Source organism: Actinoplanes sp. NPDC049265 (assembly GCF_043197135.1).
In the GTDB taxonomy this organism is placed as follows: domain Bacteria; phylum Actinomycetota; class Actinomycetes; order Mycobacteriales; family Micromonosporaceae; genus Actinoplanes.
This window is the reverse complement of record NZ_JBICSP010000002.1, coordinates 552,417-570,216: the sequence shown is the minus strand read 5'-3', so window position 1 is coordinate 570,216 and position 17,800 is coordinate 552,417. Positions and strand designations below refer to the sequence as shown.

Here is a 17,800-nt window from a genome sequence, read left to right as displayed (position 1 = left end):
CTCGCACGCCGTGACCCACTCGCGGCCGAGATCAGCACGTACGTGGATGCCTGGCTGCGGTTCGACCCGAGTTCCCGGCCGCAGCCGGAGGTGCATCGGCGTAACGGCCCCCGGCTGGCGGCGGCGCTGGTCGAGCTGCCCGACGTCGAGATCTCAGACCTGGGCCCGAGCCGGTACGCGGTGGTCGCCGGCCTCACCGTCGACAACCACCGCGACCTCGACGATCTCCCCGTCCCGGTCCTCGCTGAAGGCGAGCGCTAGACGAGGAGGGCCTTGACCCAGTCGTGGAAGGCGCCGATGTGGTGTTCGCTGGGCACCAGCACCCCGCCGGTCCGGTAGCTCCGCGACGACATGCCGGGCTGGCAGCGTTCGCAGGCCTCGAAGTCCTGGCGGTTGACCCGGTCGAAGAGCTCGACCGACGCGTCCAGGTCGGTGCCCGAGGCGACCACGTCGGGCCGGAACAACCAGTCGCACTCGACGATGGTGCGGTCGGCGGCCAGCGGGAACATCCGGTGGAAGATGACGTGGTCGGGGACCAGGTTGATGAAGACCTGCGGCTTGATCGTGATGGCGTAGTAGCGCCGGTCCTGGTCCGACGTGATCGTGTCGATGGCGGCGACCCCGGCGCGGCCGTCGACGGTGAAGCCCTCGACGGCCGGACCGAACTCGGCGCCGTGGCCGACGTAGTACTGCGCCGCGTACCCGCCGGCGAACTCCGGCAGCACGCGCGTCAGCTCGGGGTGGATCGTCGCGCAGTGGTAGCACTCCATGAAGTTCTCGATGATCAGCTTCCAGTTGGCGGCCACGTCGTAGCGGATGCGGCGGCCGACGGTCAGCTCGTCGAGCCGGTAGCGTTCGATCGACTCCAGGTCGCCCAGGCGTTCGACGCAGGCGCCCATGACCTCGTCGGAGAAGGACGGCGGGTCGGCGGCCAGGGTCAGCCAGACGTAGCCGAGCCATTCGCGTACGTGGATCGGGTGCAGTCCGTACTCGACGCGGTCGATGTCCGGCATCTTGACCAGGTTGGGCGCTGCGACCAGTCTGCCGTCGAGGTCGTACGCCCAGGCGTGGTACATGCAGCGGAACGTCCGTTTGACCGAGCCCTCGGACGAGGCGCAGAGCTGGGCGCCCCGATGCCGGCAGACGTTCAGGAAGGCGCGGGGCGCCCCGGACGTCGAGCGGGTGACCAGGATGTTCTCCTGACCGACCTGGACCGTGCGGAACTGGCCGGGCGAACCGATGTCGGAGGAGCGGACGGCGCAGAACCACATCTGCTCGAAGATCCGCTCCTGTTCGGTTCCGAAGACAATGGGGTCCGTGTAGTAGTGGCCGGGCAAGGTGGGGATCAGCGAAGGTGTGGTCACGACGGGATCACCTCAAGAAAACGGCGGGGGTCGAACAACGAGATGGGGTGCCGGGTCGTGCCGGTGGTGGCCAGGTCCGCGACGATCTCGCCGACGACCGGTACGAATTTGAAGCCGTGCCCGGAGAAGCCGGCCGCCACGGTCACCGCCGGGTGGGCCGGGTGCCGGGCGATGACGAAGTGCTCGTCCGGGGTGTTGCTGTAGAGGCAGGTCTTGGCCCGGAGGAACCGCCCGGGGAGCAGCGGGAGGTGGCGGCCGGCAGCGGCCGCCATGTCGGCGATCTCGGCCGGGTGCACCGACCGGTCGATGGTCTCCGGGGTGGTCGCGGTGCCGTGCCGGAAGAAGGCGATCTTGGCGCCGCCGTCCGGCCCGTCGATGGCCGGGAACCCGTACACCTGGGTGCCGTCGGCGGCCTCCCAGATGTAGATCGGGTGGTCCTCGAACGGCCGGGTGCCGCCGGTGGGCTGGAACCAGTACTGGATCTGCCGCTCGATGGTGAACGGCACCCCCAGGTCGGCCAGCAGTTGCGGCGCCCACGGCCCCGGGGTGATCACGAGCTGCCCGGCGGTGAAGGAACCGGCCGTGGTCTCGACGGTGACGCCGGAAGCCGAGGACGCGAAGGACAGCATGGGCGTGTCGAAGAGCAGCTCGGCGCCGGCCGCGGTGGCCAGCGCGATGTGCGCCGACACGGTCTCTTCCGGGCGTACGAATCCGGCGTTCTCCTCGAACAGCGCGACCTCGTCGGGCAGCGGGCTGAGCGTCGGGAACCGCTTGCGCAGATCGGCGGCCGACAGCATCTCGTGCGGCAGCCCCCACTGCTCGGCGCTGGCCCGGCTGCCCGAGACGGTCCGGCTCGACGGCAGCCCGCACATCACTCCGCCGGTCCGCCGGATGACCTCCCGCCCCGAGTCCTGGGCCAGTTGGTCGAACAGCTCGTACGCCCGCAGCAGCAGCGGCACGTAGTCCGGGCCCTCGAAGTACGACTGCCGGGTGATCCGCGACCCGCCGTGGCTGGCCCCCTGATCGTGGGCCGGCCCGAACTTCTCCAGCCCGAGCACCCGGTGCCCCCGTGTGGCCAGATGGTAGGCGGTCGCGCTGCCCATGCCGCCCAGCCCGACCACGATCACGTCATAAGCCGCCACGCGCGACCTCCCTAACGCCGGATCCGTTCCATCCTCGGGTCGACCAGAGGCTCCGCGGCCACGGTGGCGGAGAGCAGACGATCAAAATATCCGATTTGTACGCTCGTCCCCGGCGCGGCGGCCGACGTCGGCAACCACGCGTAGGCGATTGGTGACCCTATGGTGTGACCGTAGGCGGCGCTCGTTACAAATCCAATCGCTGTCCCGGAAACGAACACCGGCTCCTTGCCCATCGGCACGCAGCCCTCGTCCTCCAGCACCAGACAGGTGAGCTTCCGCTCCGGTTCGGCCCGGTCCGCCAGCGCCGCCCGCCCGACGAAGTCGCCGCTGTCCAGCCGCACGGCGAACCCCAGACCGCTCTGGTACGGGTCATCCTCCGGCGTCATGTCCGTACCCCAGAGCCGGTAGCCCTTCTCCAGCCGCAGGCTGTTGAACGCCGCCCGCCCGGCCGGAATGACGCCCAGGCCGGCCCCGGCCTCGAACAGCGTGTCCCACAGTTTCAGCCCCTGGTCGGCGCTCGCGTAGATCTCCCAGCCGAGCTCACCGACGTACGAGACCCGCAGCATGGTGACCGGAACGGTCCCGATGTGCCCTTGCCGCGCCTTGAAGTACCCGAACGCCTGGTGCGACACGTCGATGTCGGTCAGCGGCGCGACCAGTTCCCGGGCCAGCGGCCCCCACACGCCCAGCCCGCACGTCCCGCCGGTGATGTCCCGGATCGCGACGCCGTCCGGCGCGTGCTCGCGCAACCAGTGCAGGTCGAGCATCCCGTTGACGCCGACCTGGAACCGATTCTCGCCCAGCCGCGCGACGGTGATGTCCGAGAGAATCCCGCCCGCGTGGTCCAGCAGCAGTGTGTAGACCACCGTGCCAACCGGCTTGTCGACGTTGTTGGTGGTCAGCCCCTGCAGGAACGACACCGGACCGACCACTTCCAGTCGCATCAACGGCGTCATGTCGTAGACCGCCACCTGCTCCCGCGTGATCCGCGCCTCGGTGGCGGCGATCGGCGACCAGTGCTTCCCCGACCACGAGTCCCTCTCCCGCCCCCTTTGCTCTGCGCACCTGCAGTCGCCCCCTCCCTGACCTGCGGCTTCCTGGCCGGAGGGCGCCGACGCGGTGGAGTCCTGGGCCGACCCGGCGGTGAAAGACGAGGTCAGCGCGGTGGAGCTCGGATCGGAGGGTGGCGACCATTGGTGAGCAGAGCAAAGGGGCGAGGAGGCGGCGTTGGACTCGTACCAGAGGGGGCGCTCCCAGCCGGCGCCCTCGCCGAAGACCGCGCCCAGCGCGACCTGCCGCGGGTGGAAAGCGCTGGTCCGCACGTTGCGCACGGACGGCGGGTCGAGCGGGTGCAGGATGTCGTACACCTCGACGAAGCCGCGCACCGACCGCTCGTGCACGTAGGCGGGGGAGAGCTGCGACTCGTGGAACCGGTTGAGATCGCACTCGTGCAGGTCGAGCGACGGGCGGCCGTCCACGATCCACTCGGCCACGGCCCGGCCGACACCGGCCGAGTGGGTCACCCAGACGGCTTCGGCCGACCAGAAACCGCGCACCGACGGCGACTCGCCGAGCAGCGGGAACCCGTCCGGCGTGAACGAGAAGACGCCGTTGAAGCCGGATTCGACCGTTGCACCGGTCAGAACGGGCAGCAGGTCCCGTGCCGCGTCCCAGGATGAGGCGAAGGAGGCGGGGGTGAAGGCGAGGGTCGAGTCCTCGATGGCGTCGACGTCGATCGGCATCGGTTCGTGGAGGTACGAACCCACGCCCAGGTGGCCGTCGTCGTACGCGCGGAAGTAGAGGTCTTGATCTTGGTGGCGGAGAATCACCGAGGGCGGCGTACCGACCGAGGAGGTATGCGCGTACTGGTGGGCCATGGGCAGCAGCGGGATCTGGACCTGGGCCAGCGTGCCGACCGAGGGACCCCAGAAGCCGGCGCAGGACACCACGATGTCGGCCGGGAAGAAGGCGTCGGGGGTCTGGACACCGGTGACACGGCCGTCCTCGACCGCGATGGACACCACGCGGGAGTAGGGGTGGAACACCGCGCCGCGGGCCTGAGCCCGCAGCGCCTGTGCTTCCCCGGCGGGGACGGCCCGAGCCAGGCCGTCCCCCGGAACGTGCAAGCCGCCGAGGACCGAGTCCCCGAGCAGCGGGTAGAGCCGGCGGGACGAGGACGCGTTGAGCAGACGCGCCGGAATCCCCCACGAGGTGGCGAACCCGTGGCGCCGGTGCAGCTCCGCGAGCCGTTCCGGCGTGGTCGCCACCTCGAGACTGCCGACCTGATCGAAGCAACCCAGTTCGACGTACTTGTCCACGGTGTATTGAGCGAGCCGGGACATGGTCCGCGACGGGTTGGTCTGGAAGACCAGTCCCGGCGCGTGCGAGCTGGAACCGCCGGTCGCGAACAGCGGGCCCTGCTCGAGAACTGTCACGTCGGTCAGGCCGCGCAGGGTGAGCTCGTCGGCCAGCGCACAGCCGACGATGCCCGCCCCGACGACGACTACTTTGCGGGAAGCCACGCCTTCCACTTCGCCTCGTTCTCCTTGACCCACTTCTCGGCGGCCTTGTCGGCCGTCATGCCCTGGTTGGTGATGTAGTCGGAGACCTTGTTCTGGTCGTCGTTGGTCCAGGAGAAGTTCTTGATCAGGGTGTACGCGTCGCCGCCGGTGTCCGCGAACTTCTTGCTGACGATCTTGTCCAGCTTGTAGTCCGGGTAGTCGCAGGCGACCTTCTTCGGGTCCTTGTCGCACCCGTCGGTGTAGGCGGGCAGCTTCACCCGCACGTACTTCTCCTTGGCGAACAGCCACTGCGGCTCGTAGAAGTAGAACAGCAGCGGCTTCTTCTGGGCCGTGGCCTGCTGCGCCGCCTTGATGATGGCGGCCTCGCTGCCGGAGTAGACGACCTTGTAGTTGAGCTTGTTGTTGGCGACCAGCGCGGCGTCGTTGGTGACGAACGACGGGTCGCCGTCGAGTAGCTGGCCCTTGTCGCCGGACTCCGAGGTCTTGAAGAGGTTGGCGTACTTGTTGAGGTTCTTGTAGTCGGTGATGTCCGGGTACTGCTGGGCCATCCACTCGGGGACGTACCAGCCGATCACACCCTGGTTGCCGGTGGGACCGACCTCGACCGCCACCTTCTTGTCCTCGATGTACGTCTTCTTCAGGTCGTCGTGGCCCCAGTTCTCCACGATCGCGTCGACCTCACCGGTCTCGAAGCCCTGCCAGGAGATCTCCTCCTTGAGGTTCTTCTTCTCCACCTTGTAGCCCAGCTCCTTGTCGAGCAGGTAGGCCAGCACGGCCGCGTTCGCCTCGTACCCCACCCAGGGGTTGACGGCGAGCTTGACCGTGCCCTTCTCGCCCTTCGCGCCGCTGTCGGTCGCCGCCCCCGCGTCCGACTTCGCGCCACCGCAACCCGCGGTGAGGGCGAGACTTGCCGCCGTGAGGGCGGCGGCAAGGATCCGAATCTTCATGACCGAAAAACCTTCTTCCGTTGGGAGAAACCCTGCGTGAGCCGGTCGAGGAGGATGCCCAGCAGGACGATCGCGAGGCCGGCGGCCAATCCCTTGCCGAAGTCCTCGCGTTGCGCGAACCCGGCCACCACGTCGTAACCCAATGCGCCCGCACCGACCAGTCCGCCCACCACGACCATCGCGAGCACCATGACGATGCCCTGGTTGGTGGCGAGGAGCAGGCCGCCGCGGGCCATCGGGAGCTGTACTTTCCAGAGGAGTTGCCGCGGCGTCGAGCCGGCCGAGCGGGCCGCCTCGACCACTGTCGCGGGCACGTCGCGGATGCCGCGTTCGACCAGCCGCACCACCGGCGGGACGGCGTAGATCACGGCGGCCACGATCGCGGTGAACCGGGTCGCGCCGAACAACGCGACCGCGGGCAGCAGGTAGACGAACGACGGCATGGTCTGGGCCGCGTCGAGCAGGGGTCGCAGGCCGCCGGCGAAGCGGTCGTGCCGGGCCGAGAAGACCCCGAGGAGTACGCCGATCAGCATTGTCATCACGGTCGCCACCAGGACCGTGGCCAGCGTCTGCATCGAGTGCTGCCACAGGCCCAGCCCGGACAGCCCGGCGGTGGCCAGCGCGGCGATCACGGCCGTCCGCCAGCCCCCGGTGACCAGCCCGAAGACCAGCACCACGGCGACCAGCAGCCACCACGGAGTGGTCACGAGCAACGACTCGAGCGGGTTGAGCAGCCCGGCCGTGATCACGTTCTTGATCGCCTCGGTGGCGCCGTACCAGTGCAGCTCGGCCCACTTGGTCGCGTCATTGACCGGCCCGGCGAAGGAGAACCGCCAGTCGCCCGGGAAATCTTCCGAAAAGCCGACGATCAAGGCGGCGATCAGCAGAGCGAGCGGTCCCAGCAGGAACAGGCGGCGGGAGACCCGGCGGGCGGCCGCGTTGGTGGTCACCCGGTCGAGGACGATGGCCAGGACCACGATGGCGACGCCGGCGTCGAAGGCGGCGCCCACGTTGACCCGCTCCAGCGCGACGACGATGTTCAGGCCCAGCCCGGGCGCGTCGATCAGGGCGGTGACCACCACCATGGACAGCGCCATCATGATCGTCTGGTTGACCGCGAGCACCAGCGTCGGCCGGGCCATCGGCAGGCGTACCTTGCGCAGCACCTGCCACCGGGTCGAGCCGAGCGCGGTGGCCGCCTCCACTGTCGTCGCCGAAACCTCGGAGATGCCGAGCTGGGTGATCCGGATGGTGGCCGGCACCGCGTAGATCAGCGTGGCGATGATCGCGGCCGGCTCGCCGATCAGGAACAGCAGGGTCATCGGGGCCAGGTAGGCGAAGGTCGGCAGAATCTGCATGACGTCCAGCAGCGGGCGCAGGGCCGCGCCGACCCACCGCACCCGCGCGGCCAGGATGCCCAGCGGCACGCCGATCAGCACCGACAGCACCACCGCGGACAGCGTCAGCACCAGCGTGTCGACGCTCTCCGACCACAGGTCGAGCAGGCCCAGCGCGACGAATCCGCCGACCGCCAGCAGCGCGGTCCGCCAGCCGGCCAGCACCAGGGCGAGCGCGCCGAGCACCGTGATCAGGCCGATCGCGCCCAGCCCGTACAGCAGGCTCTGCACCGCGCCGACCAGCACGACCACGCCGAGCCGCAGGTAGTTCAGCCCGTACAGGAAGACGGGGCTGGTGTCGCGGTTGGCGTCGACCCAGCCGCGCACATCGGTCAGGAACCGGAACGCCCAGGCGTCGTCCGAGTCGGCCGCCCCATCGGTCCGGAAAACGAGATACAGAACGACGAAGATCAAGATCAAAACGGCGATGAGGGTACGCCGTCCCACTCGCCGCCGAGCCGGTGCTGCTCCTGACACGGTCGTGGTAGCGGCAGCCACTGTCGCGGTCACGCGTGCACCTGGGGCCGATGGCCGATCAGCGCCGGCACCAGCTGCCCCGCGTCGACCACACCGATCGTCGAGGTGCCGTCCACCACCGCGATCGGCCGTGAAGCGCCAAGCACCCGTGACACCGCGTCCCGGATCACCGTCCCCGCGGGCAGCGGCTTGTCCTCGGTCTGCTCGCCGTCACCGAGCGGCCGGACGATGCGCCGCAACGTCAGCACGTCGGCGCGCGGCACCTCACGGACGAAGTCGGCCACGTAGTCGTCGGCCGGCTCGCCGACCAGCTCTTCCGGCGTACCCACCTGAACCAGATCGCCGTCGCGCATGACCGCGATCCGATCGCCCAGGCTGAGCGCCTCGGACAGGTCGTGGGTGATGAAGACCAGCGTCTTGCCCACCTCGGCGTGCAACCGCCGCACCTCGGCCTGCATGTCCCGCCGGATCAGCGGGTCGAGCGCACTGAACGGCTCGTCGAACAGCAGCACGGCCGGGTCGGTGGCCAGCGCCCGGGCCAGACCGACCCGCTGCTGCATGCCGCCGGAGAGCTGGTCCGGGTAGTGCTGCTCGTGCCCGTCCAGCCCGACCAGCTCGAGCACCTCGGCCGCCCGCTCGTGCCGTTTCGCCTTGCCGACGCCCTGGATCTCCAGCCCGTAGGCCACGTTGTCCACCACCGGCCGGTGCGGCAGCAGCCCGAAGTGCTGGAACACCATCGCCACCCGGTGCCGGCGCAGCTCGCGCAGCCGCTTCGGGCTCATCGTGCGGACGTCCTCGCCGTCGATCGACACGTCGCCGCTGGTCGGCTCGATCAACCGGGTCAGGCACCGGACCAGCGTCGACTTGCCGCTGCCGGACAGGCCCATGACGACGAAGACTTCGCCCGGCGCCACCTCGAAGCTGACGTCGCGGACCGCGGCCACGCAGCCCGTCCTGGCCCGCAGCTCGGCGCGGGGCAGCCGGCCGAGCTCGGTTCCGGGCACCCGCTCGGGCTTGAGACCGAACACCTTCCATAGGTGGTCGACCTTGATCGTGGGATTCACTGCTGTCCTCTGGTCAGAAGTCCTGGGAGATCAGGTCGGCTGCCTTCTCGCCGATCATGAGCACCGCCACGACCGGGTTCACCGAGGTCATGGTCGGCAGCACGGAGGCGTCCGCGATCCGGACGTTGGTGAAGCCGCGCAGCCGCAGCCGGGGATCGACCACGGCCAGCGGATCGTCGGCGGCACCCATCCGGCACGTCCCGACGGGGTGGTAGACCGTGTGGTGGACGGCCCGTCCGTACGCGGAAAGCTCCTGGTCTGTGGTGACCGAAGGCCCGGGCGCGATCTCGCGCTTGATCCACGACGCGAACGGCTCGGTGGCGGCGACCTCACGCGCGATCTTCAGGCCGTCGACGATGGTCCGCTCGTCGTAGCCGTCGGGGTCGGTGAAGTAGCGGAAGTCGAGGGCCGGCTTGGTCGCCGGGTTGGCGTCGACCAGCGACAACTTGCCGGAGCTGCGCGGGCGCGGGATGTTCGGGGTCATGCCGAAGCCGTGCGCCGGGACGTCGTAGCCGAGGCGCTCGGTGTGCACGGTGAACGGGATCTGGTAGAGGTGGAACATCAGATCCGGGCGCGGGTCGCTGCTGTCGCGGCGCACGAAGAGGCCGGCGTCGGCGTCCATCGCGGACTCCGTCGGCACCGGACGGCCGGCCTCCCACAGGATCAGCGACTCCGGGTGGTCCAGCAGGTGCTCGCCCACGCCGGGCAGGTCGTGCTCGACGTCGATGCCGACGCCGCGCAGGTCGCCGGCCGGGCCGATGCCGCTGAGCAGCAGTAGGCGCGGGGTGTCGACGGCGCCGGCGCTGAGCACGTACTCGCGGCCTCGGATGACGCCCCTGTCCGTGCGTACCCCCGTGATCCGGTCTTGATCCGTCTCCAGCTTGGACGCCCAGGTGTCGGTCATGATCGTCAGGTTCGGACGGTCCAGGTGGGGGTGCAGGTAGGCCACCGAGGACGACGAGCGGACGCCCGTCTCGGGGTGGTAACCGACCGGGAAGAAGCCGGTGCCACCGGCGAAGGGCGCGGCGTTCAGGTCGGCGATCACCGGCACGTCGAGGGCCTTGTGCGCGGCCTCGACGAAGTCCACGGCCAGCGCGTTGCGCTCGGCCACCGGCACGATGTTCACGGCCAGGCGGTGCCAGTACGGCAGCATTTCCGGGTACGACCAGCCGTCCGCCCCCGCCGCCACCCAGTCGGCGAAGTCGCCCGGCGGCGGCAACAGGCTGATCATGGTGTTGTGCGACGAGCAGCCGCCCAGCACCTTCGCCCGGCTGTGCCTGATGTGCGAATTCCCCCGCGGCTGCGGCACTGTCCCGTAGTCATAGTCGAACTCGGACTCGAGCAGATTGATCCAGTTGCGCAGGCGCAGCACCCGGTCGTCGCCCACATCCGACGGTCCACCCTCGATCACGCAGACGCTGACCTGCGGATCGGCCGAAATCCGGGATGCCACCACCGCGCCGGCCGTGCCTCCACCGACGACCACGACGTCGTACTCGACTGTGCTCAGTGCCCCCACCTTCCGTGATCCGGAGATCACTAAAGATGGTTCACGCACTGTCGTCAATCGAACACTGAGACTTTTACCTCAGTGCAACAAATCGCTGACCCGCCCGGACGGCCGTTTACCTCTTTCGATACCTCCGTCGCCCGGTCCCGCGGCCGCGGAAGTTCACAACATGGTCAGCCGGCCAGGCGGAAGCGTTCGGCGTGGATCTGGCTCCTGGGTACGCCGAGTTCGCGCAGCGCCGTCAGCACCGCGACGGTCATCGGCTCGGGGCCGCAGACGAAGACATCCCGGTCGGTGATGTCCGGCACCAGGCCCAGCAGGCCGGCCGGGGCGAACGGGGTGTTGCCCTCGCTGGTGCGGCCCGGCAGCACATGCAGCCGGGCGTCGCGCATCCGGGCCAGCGAGTCGAGCTCGTCGTAGAGCACCGCGTGGCTCATGCTCGGCACCCGGTAGAGGACCGTGATCGGGCCGGACAGGTCCTCCAGCAGTGCCCGGATCGGGGTGACGCCGATACCGCCGGCGATCAGCACGCTGGCCGGCCTGGTCCGCTGGACGCTGGTCAGGGCGCCGTACGGGCCCTCGGCGAAGACGCGCGTACCCACCGGAAGATCTTTGAGCCCGGCGCTGGTCCGGCCGACCGCCTTGGCCGTGAGCCGCAGCGACGCGCCGTTCGGGGCGGCCGACAGCGACCACGGATTGACCTGCCACCAGGGGTTGTGCCCGGGGAACCGCCACAGCATGAACTGCCCCGCCCGGGCCGGCAGCCGGTCCAGGTGCTTGCCGGTGACGTGCACCGAGACCACGTCGTCGGACTCGGGCACCACGGCCGCGACCCGGAACTGGTGCCGCGAGTTGCGCCACACCGGCAGGACCACCCGGCCGATCGCCAGCGCCGCCAGGGCCAGCGTCCAGAGCAGGAACCAGTACCGCCGCGACCACGACGACGCCGTGAACGTGGTGACCTCGAACAATTGATGAATGAGGGCCAGTACGATAACCAGATAGAGCAGAAAGTGAATGGCGTGCCACGCTTCGTAGGAAAGCCGGCGCCGCGCATAACGCGCGGAAACAACCGCCACCAGACCGATGATCAGGAAAGCGACCATGCCGAGCAGGACCGGGAACGAACCGGCCAGGCTGAGGATCTGCACCGGCACCGGATTGCCGTCCAGCCGGGCGAAGCCGAGCACGATGAAGGTGACGTGCGCGAGCAGCGTCCAGAACAGCGTGAAGCCCACCCAGCGGTGCAAGGTGGTCAGCTGATCCATGCCCAGCCGGCGGTCCAGGAAGGGCAGCCGGGCGATCAGCACGAGCTGGAAAATCATGATCAACGCGACGTGCAGGCCGACGAACCTTCCCACCGTGATCAGGGAGTTCTTCGCCGGGGCGTCCGAGGTGAAGAACGAGTACCAGACAAAGAGTAGATTGAGCGCGAGTACGCCGAAAAGGACGAGCCGGGCTGTGGTCGAGGGGTGCACGGCGGATCTTGCCGGTGCTTGACTGGTGGCCGTCATGAGCGTCTCCTCTTGCTGGTGTCTCCTCTACCTACAGCGCGGAGGCCCTGATCGGTTCACCGGGCCTTGACGGGTGACATCGGCTGAACGGCCCATAGGGAGAGTTCGAGATTGCTCCCATATTTCTTTCTTAATTGCCGCTCAAGACCGGCTCAATTCTTTTCCGGCAATTGGCTTTCCGACCTGCGAACTCCTAGCCTCCTTCGAGTCACCTCAGAAAATTTCTGGGCTTTCCTGAACCCGAGGTAGCAGTTATGCGTAGGACCGCCAGCCGTCGCGCCGCACCACCGGATCCCGCCACCCGCCGTCGCCGCCGCCTGCTCGGCGCGGCCGGCGCGCTCGTCGTCTTCGGCGGGATCATCGGCGTCTCCCAGCTGTCGTTCGCCGACGACAAAGCCGCCGAGACCAAGAACGTCCAGGTCAACGGCCTCGACGTGCTGGCCCGGAACTGTGACGACAGTCGGCTGGAGGAGCACGACGGCTTCCAGAAGGGCGACCGGTGCGTGACCACCGAGTTCGGTGAGGTGCCGGTGGCGGCCAACTCGGCCACCCTGTTGATCACCAAGGCGCCCAAGTCGGTGAAGGCCGGCGAGGCGTTCACCCTCAAGGTCAGCACCCGCAACCTGATCCGCGACCGCTTCCTCGCGGCCGGGCAGGGCGGCTACTACGTGGAGAGCTCGATCCTGCAGGACGGCATCGTCCGCGGCCACTTCCACACCGCCTGCCGCATCCTGGACCGCACCGACCGGGCGCCCGACGGAGCGCCGGCGCCGGCGTTCTTCGTGGCGACCGAGGACCGCAAGGGCGGCAAGACCCCCGACGTGGTCGACATCAACGTGCCCGGCCTGAAGGATGCGGGCACGTTCCAGTGCTCGTCGTGGGCCGGTGACGGTTCGCACCGCATCCCGATGATGGAGAACGCCAAGCAGACCCCGGCCGTCGACTCGGTCCGGATCAAGGTCGAGAAAGCCGACGAGCAGCCCCCCGCCGACGACAACGGCGGCGACAACAACGGCGGTGGCGACAACAACGGCGGTGGCGACAACAACGGCGGCGACCAGGGTGGCGGTGGCGACCAGGGTGGCAACAACGGCGGCGGGGACAACGGCGATAACGGTGGCGACCAGGGTGACAACGGTGGCGACCAGGGTGGGGACAACGGCAACAACGGTGGCGACCAGGGCGATGACGGTGGCGACCAGGGTGACGACCAGGGTGACTACAACCAGGGCGGCGGTGGCCAGGTTCCGCCGGTCAAGCCCGGACAGCCGCAGACCGACTCCGGCACCGTGACCAAGCCGCCGACCAAGCCGGCCGACAAGCCCACGGCCAAGCCGACCAAGGAGTCCGGCAAGCCCGCGGCCGGCAAGGACGACGACAAGCAGGACAATGACGCCGCGCAGAACCTGACCGGCACCACCAAGTCGGACAAGCCCGCGACCGGCACCAAGAAGAACGACCAGGCCGACGACCAGGCACAGGCCGACGCCGCGGCGACCGGCGGCAACGACGACGACACCGGAGCCGGCGACCAGCAGGCAGCCACCGACCAGCAGGCGGTAGCCGACACCAAGGACGACAGCAAGCTGGCCCTGACCGGCACCAACACGCTGGCCATCGCCGCCGGTGGCGTCGCCCTCGTACTCATCGGGTTCGCGATCTTCGGCTTCTCCCGCCGCCGGCGCCCCGAGCGGCACTACTACGGCTGACCCGCCCCCACCCCCCCGACCGCCGGACTCCCTAAGGGCGTCCGGCGGTTCCTTTTCCCGCCACGCCCCACCACCCGAGCAGTGCACTGGTAGGAGCCTGGCGGTGTCTGCGTGGCGGTGCTAGGGAGTGGCGGGTTCTGTGGGGCGGATGCTGGGTGGGTACGGGGGGCGGTGGGGCGCACTACGATGATCGACATGTCTGCTGCGCTGGAGGCCGTCGAGGCGTCGGGGGTCGCGCACGAGGTGGTGCGGCACGGGCCGGCCGGGAGCCTCGAGGAGGCCGCCCGGATGCAGGGGGTCGAGGTTCGCGACGTGGTGAAGACGCTGGTGGTGCGGCGGGCCGACGATGATTACCTGTTCGTGCTGGTGCCCGGCGGCCGGTCGATCTCCTGGCCCAAGCTGCGCGCGCTGCTCGGGGTGATGCGGCTGTCCCTTCCGGACGCCGCGACCGCGAAGGCGGCCACCGGCTATGAGCGGGGAACGATCACGCCGTTCGGATCGGCGACCGCGTGGCCGGTGATCGCCGACGAGACGACCCGCGGACGGATCATCAACCTCGGCGCCGGTGAGCGAGGGGTCGGGCTGCGGGTCGCCGCCGACGAAGCGGTCCCGGCGCTGAACGGGTCCTTCGCCGACGTCACCGAACCCGAAGCCGTCGCCCCGGCCCGCTGAGCCGACCTGACCGGAGTCTGACACCCGACACCCTGAGCCGGTGCCCGGCACTCGTTGCGCTGAGGCGGCGGCCGGTGCGCTGAGGCGGGGTTCGAGAGTGCTGGGTCGATGGGAGCGCCCGAAAAAGATCAGGGGCGGGAGCGCTCCCGCAGATGGCGTGACAACTTCCATCTGGGAAACGAGGGTCATCCGCCGGTGGGATCGCCACTGTTCAGGGGGTTTGTCGGCGGTAACGTCCGAGGGGGTTGGAGGCCGCCGTGACTGTGATGTCGCTGTCTGTCCGGATGCGTTGACGTGCAAGTTGCACACTCATAGTGTCGTTTGCGTGACGGTGGGTTTATGCGACGGATCGGGGCCGGGCGGCTGTGAGGAGCTTCGGTGAGTGTTGCGATCGGCATCAATGGATTCGGGCGTATCGGGCGCTGTCTCACGCGGATCGTCGCCGCGCATCCTGACCCGGGGGTGACCATCGCCGCGGTCAACGATGTGGCCGCGGCTGATCGCCTCGCGTACGGGCTGCGCCGGGACAGCGTCCGCGGGAACTTCCCCGGCACGGTGACCGCCCGCGCCGGCCATCTGATCGTGAATGATCAGTCGATCCGGGTGTTCAACGACGCCCAGCCGGAGCGCATCCGGTGGGCCGAAGCCGGGGTCGATGTGGTGATCGAGGCGACCGGCCGGTTCCGCGACGGCGACCTGGCCCGGCGGCACATCACCCACGGCGGCGCCCGCAAGGTGGTGATCAGCGCCTCCGCCGACAACCCGGACGCGTTCCTGGTCGTCGGAGCCAACCAGCGCTCGTACGACCCGGAGCACCACGACGTGGTCTCGCCCGCCTCCTGCGGCGTCAACGCGCTCACCATCATGGCCAAGGTGCTGCTCGACCGGTTCGGGCTGCACTCGGTCAGCACCTCGGTGATGCTCGCCCTGCAGGGCTGGCAGAAGGTGCACGACGGCCTGGTCGGCACCTCCCGCAACGACCCGCGGCTGGGCCGGGCGGCCGGCGACAGCATCGTGCCGCACAACTATGTGGTCGGTGACCTGGTCCGGCAGATCCTGCCCGGGATCGGCGACATGATGTTCAGCTACTACTGCGTACCGACGCCGGTCGGCTCGCTGGCCGAGCTGGCCGGCCGGACCGACGAGCCGGTCACGGTCGAGGAGGTCAACCGCGCGATGGCCGAGGCCGCGGCCGGTCCGCTGCGCGGCATCCTGGGGTACGACCCCGACCCGACCGTCTCGATCGACGTCAAGAACAACCCGGCGTCGTGCCTGCTCGACCCGTCCGGCACGCAGGTCACGCCCGAGGGCGCGGTGCGGGTGCGCGGCTGGTTCGACAACGAGTGGGGCTTCTCGCACCGGCTCCTCGACCTGGCCCGGCTGGTGGGCGATCGCCGATCAGAGACGTCGCTCACGTCGGGGAGCGCCCGCTGGAGCATCGCTTAGGGGTCTGTCCTGCCGATCCGCCGGGAGGCGGCACCCGGCCCGGATCCGCCGCGGGCGGACCTCTTCCCTGTCCGCGGGTAAAGCCGCGGCCTCGGTTGATCGGCAGGACGCATCCCTAGGAAGCTGATCGGCGGGACCCACCCGACGGGAAGTTGATCGGCAGGACGCATCCGTAGGAAATAGCATCGGCGGGATGATCGGTATCGAGGACGTCCGCGCGGCCGAGGAACGGATCCGGGGCCGGGTGCGGCGCACCCCGGTTCTGCGGGCCGGGGCTCAGACCTTTTTCAAGCTGGAGTACGCGCAGCACGCCGGCTCGTTCAAGACCCGCGGCATGATGAACCAGATCCTGGCCTCGGGCCCGGCGCCCGCCGCCGGCATCGTCGTCGCCTCGGGTGGCAACGCCGGGCTGGCCGCCGCCTACGCCGCCCGGGAGCTCGGCATTCCGGCAGCGGTCTTCGTGCCCGAGACAGCGCCGCCGGTCAAGGTGGCCAAGCTCGGCAAGCTGGGCGCCCAGGTGACTCAGGTCGGCTCCGAGTACGCCGAGGCCCACGCCGCCGCGGTGGTGCACGCCGAGCGGACGGGGGCGCGGTTCTGCCACGCCTACGACGACCCGGGCATGGTGGCCGGCAACGGCACGCTCGGCCTGGAACTGCTCGACGACCTGGAGTTCGACACCGTGCTGGTCGCGGTCGGGGGTGGCGGGCTGGCCGCCGGGGTCGCCGCGGCCCTCGCCGGCCCGGCGGAGAGTGCGGACGCCGGGAAAGGCGCGGGCGGAAGTGCGGGTGCCGGCGAAAGCGTGGGAGGAAGTGCGGGCGCGGGCGGAGATGCGGGCGCGGGCGGAAGTGCGGGTGCCGGCGAAAGCGTGGGAGGAAGTGCGGGCGCGGGCGGAGATGCGGGCGCGGGCGGAAGTGCGGGCGCCGGCAAGAGTGCGGGTGGAAGTGCGGGCGCCGAAGGAAGCGCGGGTGCAGGTGCCGGCACGGGGGCGCGCGTGACGGCCGGGGGTAAGCGGGTGGTCGCGGTGGAGCCCGAGAACTGTCCGACCTTGAGCAGGGCGCTGGCGGCGGGCGAGCCGGTCGACGTTGCGGTGTCCGGGGTGGCAGCCGACTCGCTGGGCGCGCGGCGGATCGGGCTCCTCCCGTACCAGATCGCGGTCTTGACCGAAATGAGATCGCTGCTGGTCGACGACGCGGCGATCGTGGAGGCCCGGCGGCGGCTGTGGGACGACTACCGGATCGTGGTGGAACACGGCACGGCCGCCGCGTACGCCGCGCTGACCAGCGGCGTCTACCGCCCGGCGGAGGGTGAGCGGGTGGTCGTGCTGCTGTGCGGGGCCAACACCAACCCGGGTGATCTGGCGTAGCAGCTCAGGCGTGGGCCGGTTGCGCCGAACCTGAACTACGTGGGTATCGAGGGAGTGACCGGCCGCATCGCCGACATTCAGAGCCGCATCATCGCGATGCAGACCCAGCAGGCCGCCAAGTCCGGCTCGGCCACGAAATCCACGTCCGCAACGAACACCACATCCGGCTCGCAGTTCGCGTCCTACCTGTCCGACGCGGTGGCCACCCAGGATCCGGCCGCGACGAAGAAGAGCTACAAGCTCAACAGCAAGGGCATTCCGGAAGATCTGGTCGCGTACGGAAACGGCAAGATCCCGGCGAACGCGTTGGGGAAGGTGGGCGACACCGGCCACAAGCTGTGGGCGCCCGCCGCCGAGTCGCTGACCAAGATGATCGCCGACGCCAAGAAGGACGGCGTGCACATCGGGATCACCGACTCCTACCGGTCGTACGACGAGCAGGTGAGCGTGGCCAAGCGGAAGGGCCTCTACTCGCAGGGCGGGCTGGCGGCCAAGCCGGGCACCAGCGAGCACGGCTGGGGGATGGCGACCGATCTCGACCTGAACGCCAAGGCGCTGTCCTGGATGCGCAAGCACGGGTCGGAGTACGGGTTCGACGAGAACGTGCCCCGCGAGACGTGGCACTGGGCGTACAAGCCCAACGGGTGATGCCCATTTGTGCTCAGAGCGCTCT

14 protein-coding genes are annotated in these 17,800 nt (G+C 69.5%); 6 read left to right on the top strand and 8 right to left on the bottom strand.

The window, feature by feature from the left end; genetic code table 11:
* Positions 1-42: 42 nt before the first annotated feature.
* Positions 43-261 carry a hypothetical protein gene (locus ACGFIO_RS08285; protein ID WP_392823691.1) on the top strand — a complete coding sequence of 73 codons (219 nt, stop codon included), beginning with the start codon at positions 43-45 and terminating at the stop codon, positions 259-261.
* On the opposite strand, the gene ACGFIO_RS08280 is transcribed toward ACGFIO_RS08285, so the two are convergent.
* From ACGFIO_RS08280 to ACGFIO_RS08245, 8 genes are all read right to left on the bottom strand, one after another.
* On the bottom strand, positions 258-1,364 hold the full coding sequence (locus ACGFIO_RS08280; RefSeq protein WP_392823688.1) for an aromatic ring-hydroxylating dioxygenase subunit alpha: 1,107 nt from the start codon (positions 1,362-1,364) through the stop codon (positions 258-260). The two genes, ACGFIO_RS08285 and ACGFIO_RS08280, sit on opposite strands and share 4 nt — an antisense overlap.
* Positions 1,361-2,506, bottom strand: a complete 1,146-nt coding sequence (solA, locus tag ACGFIO_RS08275) for an N-methyl-L-tryptophan oxidase (protein ID WP_392823686.1) — start codon at positions 2,504-2,506, stop codon at positions 1,361-1,363. The genes ACGFIO_RS08280 and solA overlap by 4 nt, the downstream gene beginning before the upstream one ends.
* A gap of 11 nt (positions 2,507-2,517) precedes the next feature.
* On the bottom strand, positions 2,518-5,028 hold the full coding sequence (locus ACGFIO_RS08270) for an FAD-dependent oxidoreductase (protein ID WP_392823684.1): 2,511 nt from the start codon (positions 5,026-5,028) through the stop codon (positions 2,518-2,520).
* Entirely contained in the window at positions 5,010-5,975 is a 966-nt protein-coding gene (locus ACGFIO_RS08265) for an ABC transporter substrate-binding protein (RefSeq protein ID WP_392823681.1), read from the bottom strand. Before ACGFIO_RS08265 ends, ACGFIO_RS08270 begins: the two co-directional genes overlap by 19 nt.
* Positions 5,972-7,870 (bottom strand): ABC transporter permease, encoded by a 1,899-nt coding sequence (locus ACGFIO_RS08260; protein WP_392824346.1) that lies wholly within the window; start codon positions 7,868-7,870, stop codon positions 5,972-5,974. The genes ACGFIO_RS08265 and ACGFIO_RS08260 overlap by 4 nt, the downstream gene beginning before the upstream one ends.
* An 8-nt stretch (positions 7,871-7,878) precedes the next feature.
* Entirely contained in the window at positions 7,879-8,913 is a 1,035-nt protein-coding gene (locus tag ACGFIO_RS08255) for a glycine betaine/L-proline ABC transporter ATP-binding protein (protein WP_392823678.1), read from the bottom strand.
* Positions 8,914-8,926: 13 nt separating this feature from the next.
* The gene (locus ACGFIO_RS08250) at positions 8,927-10,432 is read right to left on the bottom strand and encodes a GMC family oxidoreductase (RefSeq protein ID WP_392823675.1); all 1,506 of its coding nucleotides are present in this window, start codon (positions 10,430-10,432) and stop codon (positions 8,927-8,929) included.
* A gap of 164 nt (positions 10,433-10,596) precedes the next feature.
* The gene (locus tag ACGFIO_RS08245) at positions 10,597-11,937 is read right to left on the bottom strand and encodes a ferric reductase-like transmembrane domain-containing protein (RefSeq protein WP_392823672.1); all 1,341 of its coding nucleotides are present in this window, start codon (positions 11,935-11,937) and stop codon (positions 10,597-10,599) included.
* A gap of 254 nt (positions 11,938-12,191) precedes the next feature.
* On the opposite strand from ACGFIO_RS08245, the gene ACGFIO_RS08240 reads away from it, so the two are divergent.
* The 5 genes from ACGFIO_RS08240 (at position 12,192) to ACGFIO_RS08220 (ending at position 17,775) form a co-directional block, all read left to right on the top strand.
* Complete coding sequence (locus tag ACGFIO_RS08240) at positions 12,192-13,646, top strand: hypothetical protein (RefSeq protein WP_392823669.1); 1,455 nt, start codon at positions 12,192-12,194, stop codon at positions 13,644-13,646.
* Positions 13,647-13,841: 195 nt separating this feature from the next.
* Positions 13,842-14,318, top strand: a complete 477-nt coding sequence (locus ACGFIO_RS08235; RefSeq protein ID WP_392823667.1) for an aminoacyl-tRNA deacylase — start codon at positions 13,842-13,844, stop codon at positions 14,316-14,318.
* 378 nt (positions 14,319-14,696) lie between these two features.
* Complete coding sequence (locus tag ACGFIO_RS08230) at positions 14,697-15,764, top strand: type I glyceraldehyde-3-phosphate dehydrogenase (RefSeq protein ID WP_392823665.1); 1,068 nt, start codon at positions 14,697-14,699, stop codon at positions 15,762-15,764.
* Positions 15,765-15,957: 193 nt separating this feature from the next.
* Positions 15,958-17,127, top strand: a complete 1,170-nt coding sequence (locus ACGFIO_RS08225; RefSeq protein WP_392823662.1) for a pyridoxal-phosphate dependent enzyme — start codon at positions 15,958-15,960, stop codon at positions 17,125-17,127.
* Between the two features lie 39 nt (positions 17,128-17,166).
* Positions 17,167-17,775, top strand: coding sequence for a D-alanyl-D-alanine carboxypeptidase family protein (locus ACGFIO_RS08220; RefSeq protein WP_392823659.1), 609 nt, complete (start codon positions 17,167-17,169; stop codon positions 17,773-17,775).
* Positions 17,776-17,800 lie beyond the last annotated feature (25 nt).

Excerpts from the sequence above, each read along its gene's own strand:
- ACGFIO_RS08265 (WP_392823681.1), bottom strand. The coding sequence starts at position 5,975 with ATGAAGATTCGGATCCTTGCCGCCGCCCTCACGGCGGCAAGTCTCGCC.
- ACGFIO_RS08245 (WP_392823672.1), bottom strand. The coding sequence starts at position 11,937 with ATGACGGCCACCAGTCAAGCACCGGCAAGATCCGCCGTGCACCCCTCG.
- ACGFIO_RS08240 (WP_392823669.1), top strand. The coding sequence starts at position 12,192 with ATGCGTAGGACCGCCAGCCGTCGCGCCGCACCACCGGATCCCGCCACC.
- ACGFIO_RS08235 (WP_392823667.1), top strand. The coding sequence starts at position 13,842 with ATGTCTGCTGCGCTGGAGGCCGTCGAGGCGTCGGGGGTCGCGCACGAG.
- ACGFIO_RS08225 (WP_392823662.1), top strand. The coding sequence starts at position 15,958 with ATGATCGGTATCGAGGACGTCCGCGCGGCCGAGGAACGGATCCGGGGC.